Source organism: Bacillus sp. FSL W8-0645, assembly GCF_038007905.1.
GTDB lineage: Bacteria > Bacillota > Bacilli > Bacillales > Bacillaceae > Bacillus > Bacillus pumilus.
Map to the genome: position 1 here is coordinate 1,400,891 of NZ_JBBOYC010000001.1, position 22,254 is coordinate 1,423,144.

Below are 22,254 nucleotides of genomic sequence, written 5' to 3' on the forward strand. Positions count from 1 at the left end.
AGCCGAGGGCTCCCTTTTTTATTTTGCTTTTTTCTCAATCGGTAAAATAAGTACTTCTACGCGTCGGTTTTTACTTCTGCCTTCTGCTGTATCATTTGAAGCGATTGGTTTGAATTCACCGAAACCTTTTGTACTAAAGTTCTCTTGGTTTAAATTGCTGTTCTCAAGAAGAATACTCAAAAAGTTTACAGCACGTATGGCACTTAAATACCAGTTGGATTCAAATTCTGAATTTCTGATCGGTACATTATCAGTATGTCCGCTAATGACGATGTCACGAGCGGGGTTAATGACGAGTAGTTTTGAGATTTCCTTTGCTAACGGGACATCTTGAGGGCGAATAATCGCCCGGCCAGAATCAAAGAAGATACTGTCTTCTATCGTAATGAGCAAACCTTCGTCCGTGAGCTTTGTTTCGAGCTTAGCTCCAAGTTTCTTATTGGCAATGAAGGAATCCACTTGCTTTTTGACCTTTGAGAGAACGGCATGATCTCGAGCTTTCGCTTTAGCTTCTTCATCTTCTTCAGCAGCTTTCTTGGTCTGGTTGCTATTTTCAGTTTCTTCAGTGCTTTGCATGCTGGTCTGATCCATGACACCAGTACCGCCCGTAAAGACGACATTAAAAGACTTGGCCATCTGTTCATACTTTGCCTTGTCAATCGAACTAGATGCAAAAAGCACAATGAAGAGAGCGAGAAGAAGCGTCAGAAGATCGGCATAAGGGATCAGCCAAGATTCATCTACATGGTCATCGTGATCATGTTTTTTACGTTTCCTAGCCATTTTGTTTTTCTCCTTCTTCAATGACAAGATTTGCACGTTCTTTTGCTGGTAAGTACATAAGAAGTTTTTGTTCAATCACTTTTGGAGATTGACCTTCAAGAACAGAAAGGATCCCTTCGATCATAATCAGACGAAGTTTTACTTCTTCCTTTGATTTACGCTTCAGCTTGTTGGCAAATGGATGCCATAACACATACCCGGTAAAAATCCCAAGCAGTGTGGCAACGAAGGCTGCACTGATTGCATGTCCAAGTGCTTCAATATCTCCCATGTTTGCAAGTGCGGCAATAAGTCCGACAACGGCGCCAAGTACACCAAGCGTCGGAGCGTACGTACCGGCTTGTGTAAAGATTAATGCGCCTGACTGATGTCTTTCAGACATGGCGTCAACTTCCTCTGTTAAGACGTCGCGAATAAATTCTGCACTTTGACCGTCAACCGCCATGCTTAAGCCGTTCTTAAGGAAATCGTCATCTACTTCCTCAATGCTAGCTTCCAATGCTAAAAGACCTTCACGACGCGCAATTTGTGCCCAGTTTGAAAAAAGAGGGATCATTTCTTGAATCGTTGGAAGCTTATTGTCTTTGAAAATTTTGCCGAACAATTTTGGTGTTTTCTTAATTTCACTAGATGGGAATGCGATGACAACAGCTGCAATCGTCCCAACCACAATGATCAATATAGCCGCTGGGTTGATAAGAGCGGTTAGACTTACACCTTTCAGAACCATACCGACACTCAGTGCAATAAATGCTAAAATAATACCTATTAACGATGTTTTGTCCATTATCTCACCAAATCCTTTAACTATCTTTTTCTATAGTTAATATCGGTGTCTTCTAGAAGGGTTTTAGTCTGAATATCAAATTAAGGCAGTTTCTGTGAAGAATTTTTGACGAAAGCGCTTTCTATTACCTTAAAAAAGAAACTCCCTCTGATATAAAGGGAGTTTCTTTTAATTTCTTTGAGCAGTTTCATTTAAAAGCAGCTCTTTTAATTTTTCTTCATACATGATTTTGACAAGATCATAGCTCCAATTCATCATGTGATCCACCTCTTTTTCTTTTTATCTTAAAGGAAAAGAGGCGGGGGAGCGTCGGCGTGCAGATGGAACTTAAACACCGCAACATGATGGAGCTGTAGATCCTTCTTAAGATGTAACTATCCTTTTTTTACGACAATTTCGTTATCTTCAACATCTACAGTAAATCCTGAAAACTTTTCTTCTTCAAGCAATATTTCCGTCATTTGATCTTCAACGTGCTCTTGAATGGTTCTTCGCAGTGGACGAGCACCAAATGCAGGATGATATCCAAGTTCTGCAATTTTTTCTTTCGCTTCTTTTGTCACATGGACTGTCAAATTCTGCTCTTTTAATTGTTCTGACAGCTCATTGAGCAGAAGATCCACAATCTTCACTAAATCATCTCGATCTAATGAGTCAAACTGAATGATGCTGTCAAAACGGTTCAAAAATTCTGGTTTGAAATAGGCGCTGAGTGAATCAATGAGTGATTGTTCTTCAATCGCTTCTTCCTGATCAGACTGGAAGCCGACTTTGACCGTTTTATCTGTGCTGCCTGCGTTACTTGTCATGATGATGACTGTATCTTTAAAGCTGACGGTTCTGCCTTGGCTGTCTGTTAACCGGCCATCTTCCATGATTTGAAGGAACATATGCTGCACATCAGGATGTGCTTTTTCGATTTCATCCAGCAAAATGATGCTGTATGGTTTTCTGCGCACTTTTTCTGTCAGCTGGCCTGCTTCATCATGCCCAACGTAACCAGGAGGAGAACCGATGAGCTTAGATACTGAGTGTTTCTCCATGTACTCACTCATATCTAAACGGATGATCGCATCTCTTGAACCAAATAATTCTTCAGCTAGCGTTTTCGACAATTCGGTTTTCCCGACACCTGTTGGTCCAACGAAAAGGAAGGAGCCAGTTGGTCTATGTTTCGATTTTAAGCCGGCTCTGCTTCTTTTCACAGCTTTCGCTACCTTTTCAACCGCATGTTCCTGGCCGATCACTCGTGCTTTTAAGCGGACGTCAATTTCTTTCATTTTGGTTTGTTCGTCTGCTTGCAGTTTGCCGACAGGGATGCCTGTTTTTTGTTCCACAATGGCTTGAATGTCTTCTGCTGTGACGACATGTTCTTTGTCATTTGTTTTGTTTTGAAGTCTTGCTTCAATGGCTTCTTCTTCATCTCGAAGCTTCGCCGCTTTTTCATATTGTTCTTCTTTTAAAGCAGCATGTTTTTCAGCAGCGATTTCTGTCAGACGATTCGTTAGTTCATCTTCACTTGCTGCATCAATGGAGAGGTTCGCTTTTGAACCTGCTTCATCCATTAAATCAATGGCTTTATCCGGCAAATGACGGTCTTGAATATACCGGGAAGATAATTGAACACACGCTTGAATGGCTTCCGCTGAATAGGTGACGCCATGATAGCTTTCGTACTTATCTTGAATGCCTTTTAAAATCTCGATCGCTTCAGCTTGTGTTGGCTCATCTACAATGACGGGCTGAAAGCGTCGTTCAAGTGCGGCATCTTTTTCAATTTGACGATATTCTTTTAATGTCGTCGCACCTACTAGCTGGAGCTCGCCTCGTGCAAGAGCTGGTTTTAAAATGTTGCCAGCATCCATTGACCCTTCAGCAGAGCCTGCGCCTACAAGAAGATGGATTTCATCTACAAATAAGATAATATTTTTACGGCTTTGTAGTTCTTTAATTAACTGCTTCATTCTTTCCTCAAATTGACCACGTATCCCTGTATTCGCTACAAGGGAGGAGACATCTAATAAATAGATTTGTTTGTTCTTTAATTTATTTGGTACATCGCCACTTGCAATTTTCAGTGCAAGTCCTTCAGCGATCGCTGTTTTCCCAACACCTGGTTCACCAATGAGGACAGGATTGTTTTTATTTCTTCTATTTAAAATCTCAATGACTCTTGCGACTTCTTCATCACGGCCGATGACTGGATCAATTAAACCAGCATTTGCGCCATCTGTTAAATTGCGGCCAAGTTCATCGAGTAAGCCTTTTTGCTTTGGCTGCTCTACGTTTTGCGTATGTCCTGCTTGCTCTTGCCCAGAGAAGAATGAGCTTCCTCCGAACAATTGAGGTCCCATTTTCATTTTTGATTGCTCCATCAAAGAGGTGTAGCAGTCTTCACATAAAACCATTTGGCTCCGGGATGAATTCACTTGCATATTCAGGCGAATTGTTGCTTCATTTACTTGACAATGTTGACAACGCATTTGCCATGACCTCCTTATGATAAAAGTTTGACTTTATTTGACCAATGAATTTAAAGAAAATGGTCTGTTGTTTGACCATCTTTGACTATAGTATACTCTGACCTATTTTGACTTTCAACTGTTTTGCTCAAAGGCAGGTGAAAATCCTTTTTTGCATTTAATCATGGTTTGTCCTTCTTTTCAAGGAACTTGTCTCATAGGATAAAAAAAGACAATCGAAAGTGATGGGTGCGGAGGGGTCACATGAAACGTTCAAATGAATCCGCTTTTCAGCTTGCCTTTGTATATGTAGGAACAGTGGTTGGAGCTGGGTTTGCGACAGGAAAAGAAATCGTAGAGTTTTTTGTTCGTTTTGGCTGGATTGGATTATTCGGAATCTTGATTAGCGGCGCTATTTTTACTGGACTTGGGGCAAAAATGATGCTCATTTCTAAACGAATTGAAGCGGAGTCTTATCAAGATATGAACCGGTTTCTATTTGGCGCAGCTGCAAGCAGGTATATTAATGTCGTCATGTTTTTTATTTTATTAGGCGTCACTTCAGTGATGATTTCTGGCGCAGGTGCTATATTTGAAGAACAGCTTGGCATATCGAAGGAATATGGCATTTTTTTAACAATTATTCTGAGCGTAATTGTGCTTTTGAAAGGATCAAAAGGGTTATTTGGTGTCAATGTTCTCGTCGTCCCAATGCTTATTTTCTTTTCATTGATCGTATTTCTTGATTCATTCGTTTTTAGCAGTAGTGAAAGTTATGTTCTTGCGCTGCAAATGGGTGAGGGAGAGTGGATTTTATCAGCTATCTCATATGGTGCTTTTAATTTGGCACTTTCTCAAGCGGTATTAGTGCCCGTCGCAAATGAAATGACCTCTGAAGCGGTGATTAAAAAGGGAGCTGTGCTTGGGGGCGTCATGCTGACAGTTATTTTATTTGTATGCTTTTTATCTCTTTCTTCATTAGATATGCTGGAGGCGTTTGATATTCCAATGGCTCAGGTTGTGTATCAAGTAGCAAATTCCATTCACCTCATTTATTTATTTGTGATCTTCGGCGAAGTCTTTACATCCGTCATAGGCAATTTATATGGACTGGAGAGACAAGTGAGGGCGTATATACGAATGAATAGTGTCTTGACGATATCCCTTATTCTCATGTGCTGCTATGTGATTAGTAAAATTGGTTACGGTACATTGATATCAACGGTTTATCCTATTTTTGGATATGTGAGCATCTTTTTTATCCTCTTTCTTTTTCTAAAAAAAGTGCCTACATCACTTGATAAGTAAAGAAGGGATAGCCTGCATGACAAATATGTGGTACACTATCCTCTGTGAAAATTGAACAAAAATCCGTGTAAACGGGAGAGGTTCTAGCAAAACCCTCTATAAAAAACTAAGGACTTGCCGTATCCTTGGATGTGGCATTTTTTATTTTTTATGGCTGGGACACCTCATACACATGTAAAGGTGTCTTTTCTTTTGAGAAAAATAGGGGTTTTCATGAGCCTTTCAGATGCAGCTTTGTACGATGGTATAGATCTGCAAAAGGAGGAGAACAGAAAATGAAAAATGAAAAAGCAGTTGTTGTCTTTAGCGGGGGACAAGATAGTACGACATGTTTGTTATGGGCACTTCAACAATTCGAAGAGGTAGAAACCGTGACCTTTCATTATAATCAGCGTCATCAAGAAGAAATTGATGTCGCCAAAAGAATTGCTGACAAGTTAGGTGTGAAGAACCATCTATTAGATATGTCTCTTTTGAATCAGCTGGCACCAAATGCTTTAACAAGAGTTGACATTGACATTGAGGAAAAAGAAGGAGAGCTGCCTTCCACATTTGTACCAGGAAGAAACTTAGTGTTCTTATCCTTCGCTTCTATTCTTGCGTATCAAATCGGTGCAAGACATATTATCACAGGTGTATGTGAAACAGACTTTAGCGGCTATCCAGATTGCCGTGACGAGTTTGTAAAGTCTTGTAATGTCACAGTGAATTTAGCGATGGAAAAACCATTTGTCATCCATACACCACTCATGTGGCTCAATAAAGCAGAAACATGGAAGCTGGCGGACGAGCTGAGTGCATTAGATTTTGTGAAAAATGAAACGCTCACTTGCTATAATGGCATCATTTCTGATGGCTGCGGGGAATGTCCTGCGTGTAAGCTTCGGAAAAATGGCTATGACACTTATATGGAAATGAAGGAGGCAAAATAAATGCTTTCTCAAATCTATCCACAAGCGAATCATCCATACTCATTTGAATTGAACAAAGATATGCATATATCGGCTGCTCATTTCATTCCAAGAGAAGATGCAGGTGCTTGCAGCCGTGTACATGGTCATACGTACACCATCAATATAACCATTGCTGGGGACGACCTAGATGAATCGGGCTTCCTTGTCAATTTTAGTACACTGAAAAAACTTATTCATGGACAGTATGATCACACGCTGCTCAATGATCATGAGGAATTCTCATCAACTGATCCATACGCGATGCCTACTACAGAGGTTGTGGCAAAGACAGTCCATGACAAAGTCGCAGCATATTTATCGACTTTAGCAAATAAACCAGTATGTGTTCAGGTCTTTGTTAGGGAGACACCGACAAGCTACTGCATTTACCGTCCGAAACGAGTTGAACACAATGGCTAAAGCGATTCCTGTATTAGAAATTTTTGGTCCGACCATTCAAGGAGAAGGGATGGTCATTGGACAAAAAACCATGTTTGTCAGAACAGCTGGCTGTGACTACTCATGCAGCTGGTGTGATTCCTCCTTTACATGGGATGGCTCAGCAAAGCATGACATTCAGTGGCTTCACGCTGAAGACATTGTCAAAGAATTAAAAAGAATAGGTGGACAGGCTTTTTCCCATGTCACCATTTCAGGGGGAAACCCTGCGCTTTTAAAACAAATGGAATCACTTATTGATTTGCTTCACGAAGAAGGAATTGATACAGCGCTTGAAACACAAGGGACGATGTATCAGGACTGGTTTTTGAAAATTGATGATTTAACCATTTCTCCGAAGCCGCCAAGCTCTAATATGAAAACAGATTTTACGAAACTCACATGTATTATAGATGAGCTGAAAAACGAAAATAGATTACAGCATGCAAGCCTGAAGGTCGTGATTTTTGACGATCATGATCTAGCCTATGCAAAGGATGTTCATGCGAAATATCCAGAGCTTCCTTTTTATTTGCAGGTAGGAAATGATGACACAACGACAGGTGATGATGCGTACTTATTGACGCATTTATTAAAGAAATATGAAGCGCTTGTTGATCAAGTAGCGCAAGATCCAGACTTAAATCGCGTAAGAGTGCTGCCGCAGCTGCACACATTATTGTGGGGAAATAAACGAGGCGTATAGAAAGGAAGAGACGACATGACGACAAGAAAACCAGAAGAATTAGAAGGTGTCACTTTACTAGGAAATCAAGGAACCAATTATTTGTTTGATTATGCACCGCAAGTGCTTGAAACATTTCCGAATAAACATACAAATAGAGATTATTTTGTGAAATTTAACTGCCCAGAATTTACGTCACTTTGTCCGCAAACAGGTCAGCCGGATTTTGCGACAGTTTATATCAGCTATATCCCAAATGAAATCATGGTTGAAAGTAAATCATTAAAATTGTATTTGTTCAGCTTCCGTAACCATGGTGATTTCCATGAGGATTGTATGAATATTATTATGAATGATCTCATTGAATTGATGGACCCAAGATACATTGAAGTATGGGGCAAATTTACACCAAGAGGCGGTATTTCAATTGACCCGTACACGAACTACGGAAAACCTGGTACCAAATATGAAGAAATGGCTTCATATCGCATGATGAATCATGATATGTATCCTGAAACGATTGATAATCGCTAATAAAGGAAAAGACATGCCTAATGACATGTCTTTCAGCGTGTAGACAAACCCTCGCATTCTTTGTCAGTCCTGTGCGCTGGTGCTCACGAATTGCAAATTCGCTCCGCAAAAGTAGCTGGCCTTCCTAGACTACAAAGGTTTTCAATCACGCTGAAAAGAAGACAAAGGGCTAAAATAAAGATCATTTTAGCCCTTTGTCAACAATCTGAAAGACATGCCTAATGACATGTCTTTTTTTATGGGTTTGAATGAGATGAATTAGACTGAAGTGATAAAAAAAGAGAAGAGTCATGTCGCTCTCCTCATACAAATGGGAATAGAACTTGCTAGGACGGCTGGGGGCTACCAGCTCGTAAATTTATTATACATGACAGAACGTATGTTTGTAAAGATAAATTGTGTTTTTTGCTTATCTTATTTGCTTTGAGATAAAATAGAGGAAATGAACGAATAACGGAGGCGTTTGAGTTGGCAAACAAAGAAGAAAAGACAGAGAAGCTGCTGATGGAGCTAAAAGAAGAGCTTCAAATGCTCGAACATCAAAACAAAGAACGATATAAATGGAGTGCCTCCACATTGCTTGGAGTGATTGCACTTTTGATTGATAAAGGCGTTATCACCCCCGAGGAAGTGGACATGTACAAAACGAAAGCGGAAATGCAGACCTTTCATACGCAAAAAGACTGACACTTCTTCATATGGTGTCAGTCTTTTTCATATGTGATTGTCAAAGAGAGCTAAACTGTCAGAAAGCAGCTTTGCTTTGTATTTACGTATGTATCGATAGTCTGAATTGAGGATTGCAAATTAATGTACGGAGTCTTTGATGATTTTATAGTTTTTATGATTAACGACTGTTAGTGAATCCAGTTCTAAATCTCTATAGTTGTCCATAATGGTGACATCGACAATGACAGAGTTTTCATTCACTTTTTCAACTACACCTGTTAAACCATTTCTAAATTCGATCACATTTCCAATTTTTGCAATCTTCAACCGATCCCTCTCCTTTAAAAACAGATTTCATTCCCTATTAAAAAGTATTTTGCAATATTTTCATACCAATGTAAAGGATAAAGACGTTTTTGTTTTGTTTTCGTTGTATGCTTTCCTAACGGATGGTATATTTAATATTTGATGATGGCTGTAAAGGAGCGGTTTATTTGACGGAAGAACAAATCCTCACAATACTTGAATCGTTACGAAATGGGACAGAAAAGCAAGTGACCATTCAGAAAGATGATTTTTTAACGTTTCGTTCGATCTTAGTGAATCAAGATGATTTTAAGTATTTTCGCGGGATTGCGAAACATGGTGGAGATGTTATTTTTGAATATCTTACAGAAGCAAGAAGCTAAAGCTTTTTCTCATGAATGAGAGAAAGCTTTTTTATTTTAGTTCTTTTGTCACACTTCAAACGAGCTTGATACATCTGAAAAGAAAATGTAATAACCCATAATCAGGAGCATAAGGATGATTATAGGCGGAAAAGGGGCCTTTTTAAGCGCTAACAATTCCAGTTGATGCGTAATTCAACTAGGACATGCCATTTAATGACGGAATTTGGACAAGCATGCAAATCTTTGTGCGTGAAAATAAAAGGAGCTCTTGTTAGAGTGGACAAGTATCTTACCGCCTACTTAAATTAAAGGAGGAATGAGGCGAATGATGAAAATTCATACCGCTCTTTTTGTCATCCTTATGCTAATCGCAGCCATGAAGATGGACAACATACAAGAGCAGCAAGGCACACTAAGTCACGAACTTTCACAAGCACCTGTTAAGCATGAGCTTTCATATATAGATCAAGATGATCACGATCAAGTCATCCCAGCATTTTCAGAGGAGAAGCGTCAGCCGAAAGTCAAAATGCTAAGTACGTCTACAGAAAAAAAGTCTTCAAAAACGAAGCAAAAGAAAAGAGTAAAATCAGAAACGACGAATGAGGAAAGCGCCAAACGCTATTCTAATGAGGAAATGGAGCTGCTCTCACGATTGGTACATGCTGAAGCGAAAGGTGAATCTTACGCAGGTAAAAAAGCTGTGGCAAGCGTCGTCTTAAACAGGGTGGAGCATCGCTCTTTTCCTGACAGTGTCAAAGGTGTTATTTATCAGCGAAATGCTTTCCAGCCAGTATCGAATGGAAGTATTCATGATAAAGCAGATCAAGATTCTGTTAAAGCTGTGAAGCAAGTAGTGAAAGAACATGACAGAACAACAAAGGCCATTTATTTTTATAATCCCAAAACGGCAACAGATAACTGGATTCGTTCTCGCAAAATTGTAGAACGTATCGGTCGTCACGTATTTGCCGTATAAAGAAAGAAGCGATTTGATGGATCGCTTCTTTTTTGTCTTCATTTATCAAAATATTTTCAGGACTTGTCTCATAGAATGTGAAAAGAATTTGCTTTAGATAAAGGGGAGGCTACATGAATCGATTTGTAAAAGGGGTCATTCTGCTATCTGTCGCAGCTTTCATTGCGGAGTGTATCGAGTTTTTAGTCAATATGATTTTAGCGAGAGAGCTTGGAGAACATGGAATGGGTCTATATATGAGTATCCTTCCAATCATTATGCTTGTCCTTGTGATTGCCAGCTTAGAGCTGCCAGTCTCCATTTCTAAATTCATTGCAGAATCGCATGAGCGGCTCCATAAAAGTATGCTCCGTCATGCGTTTAAAATGACGCTTGTGGTGACATGTACAACAACGGGGATCGCTGCGATTGTCCTGCCGTTCATTCCAGTGTTTCAGTCGTATCATCCGCTCATGAAAGGGCTTGTGCTGTCTCTTATTCCAATTATTGCGTTTACCTCGATCGCACGCGGCTATTTTATGGGAAAGCAGCAAATGGGCAGGATCGCTCTTGCCAATATGCTGAAGAAAACGATCCAGCTCATCTGCTTGTTTTTGTTCTTCCATTGGTATTCGTTTGATATTGAAACAGCGGTACTCATTGCCATCGGTGTCATTGTCGCGAGTGATCTCGTCGTCTTTATTTATTTATACTCCCAATACGTCATGGCGAAAAATGCTGTCAATGTCAGGTCTGTTGAATTAAGAGGAATTGACGTGAGAAAGCGCCTATTAGCTGTCTCCATTCCGACAACGGGCATGCGGATTTTTCATGCGATCGCAAATGCCATAGAACCATTTTTAATCAAAGGAGCCCTTATTGCAGCAGGCATCTCTGGCACACTTGCTGTTGATCATTACGGCATGCTGGCTGGTGTCGCGATGTCGATCGGTTTTTTCCCTGCGTTTATCGCTCATTCCATCATGATTGTGATGATTCCGAGTGTATCTGAAGCCTATGCTTTACGTCAGTATGACCTTGTGAAAAAACGTGTCAGGCAGGCGATTCTCATTACATTTGGGTACGGGGTGCCGGCAGTGATGGTGATGTATTATTTTGCTTATCCGCTCACGCAGCTCTTTTTTGATTCACCGCAAGCTGCTGTCTACTTACAGCTGCTTTGGCCGTACTTTTTATGCCACCTGTTTGTGATGCCATTTCAAGCGTGCTTAATCGGTATGGGGCTCATTAAAGATGTGTTCCTACATAATATATGGGTGCATGTCGTCTCGTTTTCAATGGTGTATTTTCTCGGATCAATTGAAAGCTTGAATATGATGGGGGTCATATTAGGGATGAATACGGGCATGCTTCTGTTGACTGCACTGCATTATGCGACGATTTGTAAGGAGCTCGGCGTTTCCATGTTTCTTAGAGTGAAAAAAGCATGAATGTCCTCTTCGTCGAGCGGGCAAGCTATAAGAAAACTGGGAAGGAAGATCCTGATGAATCGTAAATATCTACCCGCCAGTCTTCTTATAATGACCTTGCTTCTATTACTCATAGGCAGCGAGGCTGAAGCGAAAGAGCCCGTTATGGCGCCAAAGATAGAGGCTCCTGCATTAACTGGTGAAACGCAGATGATTCCGGCGAAAGGAAAAAAGACCATTTTGCATTTTTGGACAACATGGTGCCCGTCCTGCAAAATGGAGCTGCCCGTATTTGACCAGATCGTGAAAGAAAATCAGAGTGATGTTGATATCTTAACGGTGAATTTACTAGGGGCAGAACAAAGTAAACATGCGGTTGCCCAATTTGTGAAAGACAGAAAGTTTACATTCCCGGTCATACTAGATGAGCGAGGGGAAATGATGAAGAAATACCAAATCATCACCATTCCAACCAGCTTTTTGATAAATGAAAAAGGGGAAATTGTGAAAAATCATGTAGGTCCACTGACGAAAAAACAAATCAAGGAGTGGACGGATTTTTAGAACGAAACATTATTTCAAGAACCAAGGATCATTCCTTTGGTTCTTTTTTGTGTTCAATTGCTTTTTATCTGAATAAACTGTGCTCAGAAGAGATGAAATGGTCTACATCAATAATGATAATTATTATCAAAAAGAAATTATAATAATTATTAATTGAAAATCGGTCAGAACCTGTTATAATGAATAACAGACCTATAAAAAGCTTGAAATAGCAGAAAATATAGATGAAAAAAGGAAACGGGCAACAATTGATGATGTGAAAATCATTATCAATTAGAGAGGAGAAAACAATCATGAATGAGAATACAGCACTTTATCAAACAACAAATCAAAAGAAATCGAAATGGTCCCTTCATCAATGGGCACAGCACGGAGAATTAATAGCAGCAGGTATCTCGGGGATTCTCATTTTGGTTGGATGGATGTTAAAGGATGAGAGCATGTGGAGTATTCCTTTATTTATCCTTGCGTTTATTATTGGAGGTTTTGCAAAGGCGAAGGAAGGAATTGAAGAAACCATTTCGTCTAAAAGCTTGAATGTTGAACTTTTAATGATTTTCGCAGCTATAGGCTCAGCAATCATTGGATATTGGGCAGAGGGCGCGATCTTAATTTTTATTTTCTCACTTAGTGGTGCGCTTGAAACGTATACTTCAAATAAAAGCAAGAAGGATTTAACAGCTTTAATGAGCATCGCACCAGATGAAGCGACTTTCATTGAAGAAGATGGCACGACCATTCAAGTCGCTGCTTCATCATTAACACCAGGTGACCGTATCATGATCAAAGCTGGGGAACGTATTGCAGCAGATGGTGTGATTCTAAGCGGCAGAACAAGTGTGGATGAATCTGCGCTTACGGGAGAGTCTGTGCCCCAGGAAAAAGGGCAAGGCGAAGATGTGTTTGCGGGAACAGTGAACTTAAATGGTTCCTTAACAGTAGAAGTGACAAAACATAATGAAGAAACGCTTTTCCATAAAATTATTAAACTTGTCGAATCGGCTCAAGAAAGTGTGTCACCAAGCCAGGCTTTTATTGAAAAATTCGAAGGTGTGTATGTAAAAGGTGTACTGATCACCGTTGCGATTTTAATGGTTCTGCCTCATTTTGTACTAGGCTGGAGTATGAGTGAAACCTTCTACCGGGCCATGGTGTTTATGGTTGTTGCATCACCTTGTGCGCTTGTTGCATCCATTATGCCAGCTGCTTTGTCACTGATCTCAAACGGCGCAAGAAACGGAATGCTCGTCAAAGGGAGCGTCTTTTTAGAAAAGCTAGGCACAAGCAGCATGATTGCTTTTGACAAAACGGGGACGATTACAAGCGGAAAGCCAGCTGTGGAGCAGGTGGTGATCGCTAAAGGACAAGAGGAAGCGGCCTTTTATCAGGCGCTTTATCAAATTGAAAGTCAATCAAACCATCCATTAGCGAAAGCGATCTCTGATATGGCACAAGAGCAACAAATAGAAAGATCAGCTCATGTCACCATTGAAGAAACCTCTGGTTTTGGTGTAAAGGCACAATTGAATGGAGAAACGTGGCGGATTGGGAAGAAAGACTTTGCTGGCAAGGCTTCAATGGACCGCGAGATTGAAGAGGCAGGTGAGCATCTTTCTGAAAAAGGATATACAGTGGTGTATGTTCAGAAGGAACAAGAAGTCGTTGGATGCCTTGGCCTTAAGGATCAAATTAGACCTGAAGCGAAGAAAATGATTCAAGAGCTGAATGATTTAGGCATCCAAACTGTCATGCTGACAGGAGATCAGCAAAAAACGGCTGAAGCCATTGCGCAGGAAGCCGGCATCCAAACGGTTGTTGCTGAGTGTCTGCCAGATGAAAAGGTCCATGAGGTCAATCAATTTAAAAAACAAGGGAACTCGATCATCATGGTAGGCGACGGAATCAATGATGCACCGGCACTCGCCACAGCAGATGTCGGGGTTGCGATGGGCGGAGGCACAGACGTAGCCTTAGAAACAGCAGATTTGATCTTAATGAAAAACAATTTAAATAACTTAACAAAGATGATCCGTCTTTCAAGAAAGATGAATCGAGTTATTAAGCAAAATATTATTTTCTCATTAACGGTGATTTGTTTGTTAATTTGTGCGAATTTCTTACAAGTGCTTGATTTGCCTTTTGGCGTCATCGGGCATGAAGGAAGTACGATTTTGGTCATTTTAAATGGATTGCGTCTGCTTCGTGCATCTTAAGCAAATCATCATAGCGCACTTGGCTTCTGCCAGTGCGCTTTTGTGCGAAATAAAGCAAAAACTGATACAATAGATCAGTAGTAAAACGTGTGAGGAGGATCACGATGAACCGAATGAAGAGCTTGTCTTCTTGGCTAAAGGAAAAAGACATTCAAGGTGCATTTATACATACAAAGGAAAATGTGTTTTATCTATCTGGATACTTCACAGAGCCGCATGAAAGAGTAATGGGGCTGTTTGTGTTTCAAGAGGCAGATCCATTTTTTATTTTGCCTAAAATGGAAGTCGAACAGGCGAAAAATGCTGGATGGTCAGGCGATATCATTGGTTATGAAGACCATGAGAATCCATTTGATTTCATTCAGTCAGAAGTAGAAAAACGCGGTGTAAGAGCAACTCGACTTGCAATTGAAAAAGAGTCGATTCCGCTTCAAAGAGCAGAACAGCTTCAAGCTGCCACTGGGGCAGAAACTTTTGTCCGGGCAGAAGAAGAGCTCAATCAGCTAAGGCTGATTAAAGATGAATCTGAAATTGCTACACTGAAAAAAGCAGCTCAATTGGCAGATGAAGGGGTAAAAATTGGGGTGAACGCCTTAAAAGAAGGAGTCACGGAAACAGAAGTGCTCGCTGTCATTGAATATGAGCTAAAGAAAAAAGGCATTCAAGGCATGTCCTTTTCGACGATGGTTCTCTTTGGCGAAAAATCAGGAGAGCCTCACGGAAATCCAGGACAGGCAGCCTTAAAAAAAGGCGACTTTGTGTTATTTGACCTTGGAGTCATTGTTGATGGGTACTGCTCAGACATTACAAGAACATTCATCTATCAGGAAGCTTCTGATCAGCAAAAGGACATCTATCAAACCGTTCTAAACGCAGAAATGGCAGCACTTGAAATGAGTAAGCCGGGTGTGAGAATTGGAGACCTGGACTTAAAAGCACGCGGGCTGATCACAGATGCTGGATATGGAGACTATTTCCCTCACCGCCTTGGACATGGTCTAGGGGTGTCTGTTCATGAGTTTCCTTCGATGAGCCAGGCAAATGATGATCTTCTCCAAGAAGGCATGGTGTATACGATCGAACCGGGGGTCTACGTCCCAGGAGTCGGCGGCGTCAGAATTGAAGATGATGTATTGATCACAGCAGACGGTCCAATCACTTTAACCAATTATCCGAAAGAGCTGACGATCATCAAGTAATAAAAAAATCACGATGAACGTCCATGTCTTGGAAGTGTCATCGTGATTTTTTGTCACTCTTTTCGATCCTTATCAACAAAAAAATCATCAATTGATTCAAACGGTTTGATTTTATGTTCTTTTCCTAAAGGATGTAGTGCAAAACGAGCAGAAAACAAAACAGTCATACATAATATAATCCATATGATGAAACCCATCTTGAATTCCCCTTTCCATCCAGTGATTTGTTCAGCTCACATACATCTTAAAGTATGAAACGCTTACCATAGCAAGAGAAAGTAGGAGAAAAAATGGCAAACATAAGGGAGATTGCGAAAAGAGCGGGCGTATCTGTGACAACTGTCTCACGTGTGTTGAATGATCATCCTTATGTCAAAGAGGAAAAACGAGAACGTGTTCTACATGCGATGAAAGAGCTTAAATATACGAGAAACATTCAAGCTGTCCATTTAGCAAAGGGCTATTCAAATATGCTTGGCATCGTTCTTCCGACGATTGAACACTCTTATTTCAGCGGACTTGTCACAGGTATTGCAGAAAAAGCACAGGCGCGCGGTATGCATTTTGCTTTATTTCAAACGGGGTATGATCCATTAAAAGAAAAAGAAGCGTTAATGAGTTTAAAAGAACGCCGTGTGGATGGTTTAATATTTTGTTCAAATGCGTTAAGTGATGGGCACCTTCTAAAGTGGCAGGAATCTGGGCCGATTATATTTTGTCATCCCACGCCGCATGATACATGCTCAACAGTGTCAATTGCGCATGATCAAGCATTTAAGGAAGGCCTGCATCATTTGGCAGCATGCGGCCATCAACGAATTGCGATTGTTCTCGCCAGAACAGAAGGAGCGAATAGCGAGTCGCGCCTTCAGGCTTATCAAGACATGATGAAATCACTCGGGCAGGCCATTGATGAAGAGTGGATCATCGAAGGGAAGCTATCACTTCTTGATGGGAAACGATTGTTTGCAGAATGGAAGGAAATGAAAAATCGCCCTACGGCATTATTCATGACAAATGACGATGTCTCTGCAGGCTTTTTATTAGAGGCGCAGCGTCATGACATAAAAGTAGGAGAATTTCCAGCCATACTGAGCTTTCAATATAACCAATTAAGTGAGGCTTTGGGGATTTCCAGCATTGATATTCCGCTGAAACGAATGGGTCAGGAAGCGTTTGATTTGTTCGATCGGGCCATAAAGGGAGAGGTGCCAGAGAAAAGAATGCTGCCATTTCGCCTGATCGAGCGATCAACCACCGTTTTCAAAAACAATCGTTGACGCACGTTTCATCTGTTTTGTACGATAAGAGGGATTGAATAAGAAGGAGGTGGGGATGTTCATGGAATCCTTCACCGTTGATAAAGCGTTAAATAATAATGTCATCATTGCAAGACACCCTTCTTTGGGCGAAGTAGTTCTGATTGGGAAAGGAATCGGCTTCGGGAAAAAATCGGGTGATGTTCTCGATCAAGATACATTTGAAAAAATGTTTGTCCTTAAAAATACAAAGGAACAAACAGAATATAAACAACTGCTTCACCACATTGATGAGAACATGATCGAGCTTGCCAATGACGTCATTTATCATATACGAGAAAAAATGGGACACCGTTTGAATGAGCATATTCATATTGCCCTGACTGACCATATTGCCTTTAGTTTTAAGCGGGTGCAGCAAGGATATGATATCACCAATCCCTTTATGCTTGAGACGAAGTCGCTGTATCCGAAAGAATACGAGGTCGCAAAGGAAGTCGTTGAGCTAATTAACGAGCGTCCTGATGTCGAAACAAAGCTGCCAGAAGGAGAGATTGGCTTTATTGCGCTCCACATTCACTCAGCTTTAACGAATCGGCCATTATCTGAGGTGAACCGTCATTCGCAGCTCATCACGCAAATGGTCCAAGTCATAGAAGATTCATTTCATATGAAAGTAGACAGAGAAAGTATTCATTATTTACGCTTATTGCGCCATATTACGTTTTCGATTGAGCGTATTAAACGGGAAGAATCTTTAGAGGAGCCAGAAAAATTGCTTCATCTATTGAAAAATGAATATCCTTTATGCTACAATACTGCTTGGAAAATGATCAAAATATTACAACACGCATTGAAAAAGCCTGTACAAGATGCAGAGGCTGTCTACCTGACCCTTCATCTGTACAGATTGACAAATAAAATTTCATAGTTTCCTTGAAACGTGTAACTGATTCGATCAGGCATGAGTGACTTAAGGTAAATACAGGATAAGATCCTGTTATTTGCGCAACCTTATATCACCATGCCTTTTTTTGTGTTTGAAAGTGAAATGTAAACGGTTAACTATGAAATGTATGTCAGGGAGCGTCCCACATGTATGTTGTAAGGGAAAATAAAAGGAGGTTCAACTAGTGTTTAAATCACTTTTTGGTGTGTTGCAAAAAATTGGACGAGCACTTATGCTTCCAGTTGCGATCCTTCCTGCTGCTGGTATTTTACTAGCACTTGGGAATGCGATGCAAAATCCGCAGCTGATCGATGTGGCTCAATTTTTAAGCAATGATACAATTCAGCTTGTTGCAAGCGTCATGGAAAATGCGGGGAACATTGTCTTCTCGAATCTTCCGCTCTTATTTGCTGTAGGGGTTGCCATCGGTCTTGCTAATGGAGACGGTGTGGCAGGGATTGCCGCAATTATCGGTTATCTTGTCATGAACGTAACGATGAGTGCCGTATTAATGGCCAACGGATCCATTCCATCCGATTCAATCAAATTGGCTAAGTTCTTTAAGGAAAGCCATCCAGCATATGTTAATATGCTCGGCATACCGACCTTGTCTACCGGAGTTTTTGGCGGGATTATTGTCGGGGTATTAGCAGCTTATATGTTTAATAAATTTTACAAAATTGAGCTCCCGCAATATCTTGGCTTCTTTGCTGGTAAGCGTTTTGTTCCAATTGTTACATCTATTTCAGCACTTATTTTAGGGCTTTTGATGCTAGTCATTTGGCCGCCAATCCAAGGTGCACTGAACTCGTTCTCAACAGGACTGCTCGCAGCGAATGAGCCGCTTGCTGCCTTTGTATTCGGTGTCATTGAACGCTCATTAATTCCGTTTGGTCTGCACCACATATTCTACGCGCCATTCTGGTATGAGTTCTTTAGCTATAAGAGCTTATCAGGAGATATTATCCGTGGTGATCAACGTATCTTCATGGCTCAAATCAAAGATGGTGTTCAGCTGACAGCTGGTACATTCATGACAGGGAAATATCCGTTCATGATGTTTGGTCTGCCAGCAGCAGCACTTGCGATTTACCATGAAGCAAAACCAAAGAATAAAAAGCTTGTCGCAGGAATTATGGGATCAGCAGCCCTGACTTCTTTCCTAACAGGGATTACTGAACCGCTTGAATTCTCATTCTTGTTTGTTGCACCAGTGTTATTTGCCATCCACTGTGTATTTGCTGGATTATCCTTTATGATAATGGATATTCTAAACGTGAAAATCGGTATGACCTTCTCAGGAGGATTAATCGATTTCTTCTTATTCGGTATCTTGCCAAACAGAACCGCTTGGTGGCTTGTGATTCCAGTTGGTCTCGCACTTGCTGCTATTTATTACTTCGGATTTAGATTCGCCATTCGCAAATTTAATCTGAAAACGCCAGGCCGTGAGGATGAAGCAGCTGACGGTGCAGATAGTGCTAAGTCTGAAAAGGGTAATGACTTACCTTATGAAATTCTTGAAGCAATGGGTGACCAAGAAAACATTAAACACCTTGATGCTTGTATTACGCGTTTACGTGTCACTGTTAACGATCAGAAGAAAGTGGACAAGGACCGCTTGAAAAAGCTTGGTGCTTCAGGAGTTCTCGAAGTAGGGAACAACATCCAGGCCATCTTCGGTCCTCGCTCTGATAATTTAAAAACACAAATGCAGGACATCATTGCAGGCCGCACGCCTCGTCCAGCGAAAGACCCTTCTGCAAAAGAAGAAGTCAGCCAGCAGGTCGAAGAAGTCATTGCAAAACCGCTTCAAAACGAACTAGGTGAAGAAATCTTTGCTTCACCAATTACAGGGGAGCTTCATCCGATTACAGATGTACCAGATCAAGTATTCTCAGGGAAAATGATGGGTGACGGTTTCGCCATCTTGCCAACAGATGGAACGGTGGTTTCACCGGTGAAAGGGAAGATCTTAAATGTATTCCCAACGAAACACGCAATTGGCCTGCAATCTGATGGTGGACTTGAAATTTTGATCCACTTCGGTATTGATACGGTCAGCCTCAAAGGAGAAGGATTTGAAGCATTTGTACAAGAGGGAGATCAAGTAGAAATCGGTCAAAAACTCTTAGAGGTTGATATTGATAAAATTAAGTCTGAAGTACCATCTTTGATGACACCAATTGTATTTACCAACTTAAGTGAAGGACAATTTATTGACCTTCAAGAATCCGGTGAAATCAAAGCTGGTCAAGAAAACATCATGAAAATTTCAAAATAATTTTCATAACTGCCGTTCTTGTTAGATGACAAGCTCGGCAGTATGATATAATATTGTGGATGTATTAATTGTATAAAAAGGAGATTGATAAAAATGGCTCAACAAACATTCAAAGTAACTGCAGATTCTGGAATTCACGCACGTCCTGCAACAGTACTTGTACAAACTGCTAGTAAATATGATGCTGATATCAACTTAGAATATAATGGTAAAACAGTGAACCTGAAATCTATTATGGGTGTAATGTCTCTAGGAATTGCGAAAGGTGCTACAATCACTATCTCTGCTTCTGGTTCTGATGAAAATGATGCACTTGCTGCGCTTAAAGACACAATGAAAAGTGAAGGCCTAGGCGAGTAATGCAACAACTGAAAGGAATCGGTGCTTCAGCAGGCGTTGCGATTGCAAAAGCATATCGTCTGGAAGAACCAGATTTAACAGTTCACCAAAAAGACATCAACGATCCAGAGACAGAAGTGAAGCGTTTTGAAGAAGCAATTCATGTTTCTAAACAAGAACTTGAAGCAATTAAAGAACATGCGCTAAAAGAGCTTGGCCAAGACAAAGCAGATATCTTTTCTGCACACCTTCTTGTGTTAAGTGATCCAGAGCTGCTAAACCCAGTAAAGGATAAAATCAACTCTGATAAAGTAAATGCTGAATTTGCTTTAAAAGAAACAGCGACAATGTTTGTTACGATGTTCGAAGCAATGGACAATGAATACATGAAGGAACGCGCAGCGGATATTCGCGACGTAACAAAACGTGTAACTGGACATTTGCTAGGCGTTGACATTCCGAATCCAAGCATGATTTCTGAAGAAGTGGTCATCATTGCTGAAGATTTAACTCCTTCTGATACTGCTCAGCTGAACAGACAATTCGTCAAAGGATTTGCGACAGATATCGGCGGTCGTACTTCTCACTCAGCGATTATGGCAAGATCAATGGAGATTCCAGCTGTTGTTGGAACAAAAGAAGCAACAAAAACGGTGAAAAACAATGATCTGATCATTGTTGATGGTATTAGCGGAGACGTCATCATTCAGCCTTCTGAAGATGAAGTGAAAGCGTATCAAAAAAAGCATGAAGACTATTTAGCTAAAAAAGTGGAATGGGCGAAACTGGTTGACCAGCCAACGGTCACAAAAGACGGCGTTCACGTAGAGCTAGCTGCAAATATCGGAACACCTGAAGATGTAAAAGGTGTGCTTGAAAATGGCGGCGAAGCAGTCGGATTGTACCGTACAGAATTTTTATACATGGGCAGAGATCAGCTTCCTACAGAAGAAGAGCAGTTCGATGCGTATAAAACTGTTTTAGAGAAAATGGAAGGCAAAGCAGTGGTTGTCCGCACACTAGATATTGGTGGCGATAAAGAACTCCCTTACTTGCAGCTTCCAAAAGAAATGAACCCGTTTCTTGGCTTTAGAGCGATCCGCCTTTGCCTCGAAGAACAGGAGATTTTCAGAACACAACTACGCGCCTTACTTCGTGCAAGTACATATGGAAACTTGAAAATCATGTTCCCTATGATCGCGACGTTATCAGAATTTAGAGAAGCAAAAGCCATTTTACTTGAAGAAAAAGAAGCATTGGTTGCCGCTGGTACAGACGTATCCGATTCCATTGAAATCGGTATAATGGTAGAAATTCCATCAACAGCTGTCATTGCAGACCAATTTGCAAAAGAAGTGGATTTCTTCAGTATTGGAACAAATGACTTGATTCAATACACAATGGCTGCTGATCGAATGAACGAACGAGTGTCTTATCTTTACCAGCCTTACAATCCAGCGATTTTACGTCTGATTACGCTTGTTATTGAAGCAGCGCATAAAGAAGGTAAATGGGTTGGCATGTGCGGAGAGATGGCAGGAGATGAAATCGCAATTCCTCTTCTTCTTGGATTAGGATTAGATGAATTCTCAATGAGTGCAACATCTATTCTTCCAGCAAGAACTCAGCTAAGCAAGCTTTCTAAGGAAGAAGCTGCATCATTTAAAGAGCATATTTTATCACTTAGCACGACAGAAGAAGTGGTTGATTTCGTGAAGAAAACGTTTCAACATCACTAAGTGAATTCAAACCAGACAGTAACCCTGTCT

22 protein-coding genes and 1 riboswitch are annotated in these 22,254 nt (G+C 40.7%); of the genes, 17 read left to right on the forward strand and 5 right to left on the reverse strand.

Features of this window, described 5'->3' with window-relative positions:
* Window positions 1-18: 18 nt before the first annotated feature.
* The 3 genes from motB to NST39_RS07035 all read right to left on the reverse strand — a co-directional run bounded on the left by motB (window position 19) and on the right by NST39_RS07035 (window position 4,053).
* Window positions 19-783, reverse strand: a complete 765-nt coding sequence (gene motB, locus NST39_RS07025) for a flagellar motor protein MotB (protein ID WP_065097157.1) — start codon at window positions 781-783, stop codon at window positions 19-21.
* A complete protein-coding gene (gene motA, locus NST39_RS07030) occupies window positions 776-1,570 on the reverse strand; it encodes a flagellar motor stator protein MotA (protein WP_003212085.1) in 795 nt (264 codons plus the stop codon). The genes motB and motA overlap by 8 nt, the downstream gene beginning before the upstream one ends.
* A 374-nt stretch (window positions 1,571-1,944) precedes the next feature.
* Window positions 1,945-4,053 (reverse strand): ATP-dependent Clp protease ATP-binding subunit, encoded by a 2,109-nt coding sequence (locus NST39_RS07035; protein WP_065097158.1) that lies wholly within the window; start codon window positions 4,051-4,053, stop codon window positions 1,945-1,947.
* A gap of 243 nt (window positions 4,054-4,296) precedes the next feature.
* On the opposite strand from NST39_RS07035, the gene NST39_RS07040 reads away from it, so the two are divergent.
* The 6 genes from NST39_RS07040 to NST39_RS07065 all read left to right on the forward strand — a co-directional run bounded on the left by NST39_RS07040 (window position 4,297) and on the right by NST39_RS07065 (window position 8,637).
* Entirely contained in the window at window positions 4,297-5,340 is a 1,044-nt protein-coding gene (locus NST39_RS07040; protein ID WP_341027636.1) for a YkvI family membrane protein, read from the forward strand.
* Between the two features lie 71 nt (window positions 5,341-5,411).
* Window positions 5,412-5,456: riboswitch (PreQ1 riboswitch) on the forward strand.
* Between the two features lie 159 nt (window positions 5,457-5,615).
* Complete coding sequence (gene queC / locus NST39_RS07045) at window positions 5,616-6,272, forward strand: 7-cyano-7-deazaguanine synthase QueC (protein WP_065097160.1); 657 nt, start codon at window positions 5,616-5,618, stop codon at window positions 6,270-6,272.
* Window positions 6,273-6,713, forward strand: coding sequence for a 6-carboxytetrahydropterin synthase QueD (gene queD / locus NST39_RS07050; RefSeq protein WP_044139790.1), 441 nt, complete (start codon window positions 6,273-6,275; stop codon window positions 6,711-6,713).
* Window positions 6,706-7,437 (forward strand): 7-carboxy-7-deazaguanine synthase QueE, encoded by a 732-nt coding sequence (gene queE, locus NST39_RS07055; RefSeq protein ID WP_278178830.1) that lies wholly within the window; start codon window positions 6,706-6,708, stop codon window positions 7,435-7,437. The genes queD and queE overlap by 8 nt, the downstream gene beginning before the upstream one ends.
* A 15-nt stretch (window positions 7,438-7,452) precedes the next feature.
* Window positions 7,453-7,950, forward strand: a complete 498-nt coding sequence (gene queF, locus NST39_RS07060; protein WP_003211403.1) for a preQ(1) synthase — start codon at window positions 7,453-7,455, stop codon at window positions 7,948-7,950.
* A gap of 468 nt (window positions 7,951-8,418) precedes the next feature.
* Window positions 8,419-8,637 (forward strand): hypothetical protein, encoded by a 219-nt coding sequence (locus tag NST39_RS07065; protein ID WP_044139792.1) that lies wholly within the window; start codon window positions 8,419-8,421, stop codon window positions 8,635-8,637.
* Between the two features lie 120 nt (window positions 8,638-8,757).
* On the opposite strand, the gene NST39_RS07070 is transcribed toward NST39_RS07065, so the two are convergent.
* Window positions 8,758-8,946: a YkvS family protein gene (locus NST39_RS07070; RefSeq protein WP_003211747.1), complete on the reverse strand. Its 189-nt coding sequence runs from the start codon at window positions 8,944-8,946 to the stop codon at window positions 8,758-8,760.
* A 167-nt stretch (window positions 8,947-9,113) separates the two neighbouring features.
* On the opposite strand from NST39_RS07070, the gene NST39_RS07075 reads away from it, so the two are divergent.
* The 6 genes from NST39_RS07075 (at window position 9,114) to NST39_RS07100 (ending at window position 15,654) form a co-directional block, all read left to right on the forward strand.
* Window positions 9,114-9,308, forward strand: a complete 195-nt coding sequence (locus tag NST39_RS07075) for a hypothetical protein (protein ID WP_044139794.1) — start codon at window positions 9,114-9,116, stop codon at window positions 9,306-9,308.
* 307 nt (window positions 9,309-9,615) lie between these two features.
* Window positions 9,616-10,269 carry a cell wall hydrolase gene (locus NST39_RS07080; protein ID WP_044139795.1) on the forward strand — a complete coding sequence of 218 codons (654 nt, stop codon included), beginning with the start codon at window positions 9,616-9,618 and terminating at the stop codon, window positions 10,267-10,269.
* A 113-nt stretch (window positions 10,270-10,382) separates the two neighbouring features.
* Window positions 10,383-11,699 carry a polysaccharide biosynthesis protein gene (locus NST39_RS07085; RefSeq protein WP_044139796.1) on the forward strand — a complete coding sequence of 439 codons (1,317 nt, stop codon included), beginning with the start codon at window positions 10,383-10,385 and terminating at the stop codon, window positions 11,697-11,699.
* A gap of 54 nt (window positions 11,700-11,753) precedes the next feature.
* Entirely contained in the window at window positions 11,754-12,242 is a 489-nt protein-coding gene (gene stoA / locus NST39_RS07090; protein WP_044139797.1) for an endospore biogenesis thiol-disulfide oxidoreductase StoA, read from the forward strand.
* A 293-nt stretch (window positions 12,243-12,535) separates the two neighbouring features.
* Entirely contained in the window at window positions 12,536-14,455 is a 1,920-nt protein-coding gene (locus NST39_RS07095) for a heavy metal translocating P-type ATPase (protein ID WP_341027646.1), read from the forward strand.
* Window positions 14,456-14,559: 104 nt separating this feature from the next.
* Window positions 14,560-15,654 carry a M24 family metallopeptidase gene (locus NST39_RS07100; RefSeq protein WP_319610496.1) on the forward strand — a complete coding sequence of 365 codons (1,095 nt, stop codon included), beginning with the start codon at window positions 14,560-14,562 and terminating at the stop codon, window positions 15,652-15,654.
* Between the two features lie 53 nt (window positions 15,655-15,707).
* Here the strand turns inward: NST39_RS07100 and NST39_RS07105 are convergent, their stop codons facing one another.
* The gene (locus NST39_RS07105) at window positions 15,708-15,851 is read right to left on the reverse strand and encodes a hypothetical protein (RefSeq protein ID WP_003211556.1); all 144 of its coding nucleotides are present in this window, start codon (window positions 15,849-15,851) and stop codon (window positions 15,708-15,710) included.
* A 93-nt stretch (window positions 15,852-15,944) separates the two neighbouring features.
* Here NST39_RS07105 and NST39_RS07110 point away from each other — a divergent pair, with 93 nt between their 5' ends.
* From NST39_RS07110 to ptsP, 5 genes are all read left to right on the forward strand, one after another.
* On the forward strand, window positions 15,945-16,934 hold the full coding sequence (locus tag NST39_RS07110) for a LacI family DNA-binding transcriptional regulator (protein ID WP_065097166.1): 990 nt from the start codon (window positions 15,945-15,947) through the stop codon (window positions 16,932-16,934).
* Between the two features lie 55 nt (window positions 16,935-16,989).
* Window positions 16,990-17,844, forward strand: coding sequence for a glucose PTS transporter transcription antiterminator GlcT (gene glcT / locus NST39_RS07115; RefSeq protein ID WP_003212366.1), 855 nt, complete (start codon window positions 16,990-16,992; stop codon window positions 17,842-17,844).
* A gap of 202 nt (window positions 17,845-18,046) precedes the next feature.
* Window positions 18,047-20,146, forward strand: coding sequence for a glucose-specific PTS transporter subunit IIBC (gene ptsG, locus NST39_RS07120; RefSeq protein ID WP_106067350.1), 2,100 nt, complete (start codon window positions 18,047-18,049; stop codon window positions 20,144-20,146).
* Window positions 20,147-20,239: 93 nt separating this feature from the next.
* A complete protein-coding gene (locus NST39_RS07125) occupies window positions 20,240-20,506 on the forward strand; it encodes a phosphocarrier protein HPr (RefSeq protein WP_003211078.1) in 267 nt (88 codons plus the stop codon).
* Complete coding sequence (ptsP, locus tag NST39_RS07130; RefSeq protein WP_341027650.1) at window positions 20,506-22,224, forward strand: phosphoenolpyruvate--protein phosphotransferase; 1,719 nt, start codon at window positions 20,506-20,508, stop codon at window positions 22,222-22,224. Before NST39_RS07125 ends, ptsP begins: the two co-directional genes overlap by 1 nt.
* Window positions 22,225-22,254: the final 30 nt, after the last annotated feature.

Bases quoted from the DNA above. Each gene is read 5' to 3' on its own strand.
- motB (WP_065097157.1), bottom strand. From the start codon at position 783: ATGGCTAGGAAACGTAAAAAACATGATCACGATGACCATGTAGATGAA.
- motA (WP_003212085.1), bottom strand. From the start codon at position 1,570: ATGGACAAAACATCGTTAATAGGTATTATTTTAGCATTTATTGCACTG.
- NST39_RS07035 (WP_065097158.1), bottom strand. From the start codon at position 4,053: ATGCGTTGTCAACATTGTCAAGTAAATGAAGCAACAATTCGCCTGAAT.
- NST39_RS07040 (WP_341027636.1), top strand. From the start codon at position 4,297: ATGAAACGTTCAAATGAATCCGCTTTTCAGCTTGCCTTTGTATATGTA.
- queC (WP_065097160.1), top strand. From the start codon at position 5,616: ATGAAAAATGAAAAAGCAGTTGTTGTCTTTAGCGGGGGACAAGATAGT.
- queD (WP_044139790.1), top strand. From the start codon at position 6,273: ATGCTTTCTCAAATCTATCCACAAGCGAATCATCCATACTCATTTGAA.
- queE (WP_278178830.1), top strand. From the start codon at position 6,706: ATGGCTAAAGCGATTCCTGTATTAGAAATTTTTGGTCCGACCATTCAA.
- queF (WP_003211403.1), top strand. From the start codon at position 7,453: ATGACGACAAGAAAACCAGAAGAATTAGAAGGTGTCACTTTACTAGGA.
- NST39_RS07080 (WP_044139795.1), top strand. From the start codon at position 9,616: ATGATGAAAATTCATACCGCTCTTTTTGTCATCCTTATGCTAATCGCA.
- NST39_RS07085 (WP_044139796.1), top strand. From the start codon at position 10,383: ATGAATCGATTTGTAAAAGGGGTCATTCTGCTATCTGTCGCAGCTTTC.
- stoA (WP_044139797.1), top strand. From the start codon at position 11,754: ATGAATCGTAAATATCTACCCGCCAGTCTTCTTATAATGACCTTGCTT.
- NST39_RS07095 (WP_341027646.1), top strand. From the start codon at position 12,536: ATGAATGAGAATACAGCACTTTATCAAACAACAAATCAAAAGAAATCG.
- NST39_RS07100 (WP_319610496.1), top strand. From the start codon at position 14,560: ATGAACCGAATGAAGAGCTTGTCTTCTTGGCTAAAGGAAAAAGACATT.
- NST39_RS07105 (WP_003211556.1), bottom strand. From the start codon at position 15,851: ATGGGTTTCATCATATGGATTATATTATGTATGACTGTTTTGTTTTCT.
- NST39_RS07110 (WP_065097166.1), top strand. From the start codon at position 15,945: ATGGCAAACATAAGGGAGATTGCGAAAAGAGCGGGCGTATCTGTGACA.
- glcT (WP_003212366.1), top strand. From the start codon at position 16,990: ATGTTCATGGAATCCTTCACCGTTGATAAAGCGTTAAATAATAATGTC.
- NST39_RS07125 (WP_003211078.1), top strand. From the start codon at position 20,240: ATGGCTCAACAAACATTCAAAGTAACTGCAGATTCTGGAATTCACGCA.
- ptsP (WP_341027650.1), top strand. From the start codon at position 20,506: ATGCAACAACTGAAAGGAATCGGTGCTTCAGCAGGCGTTGCGATTGCA.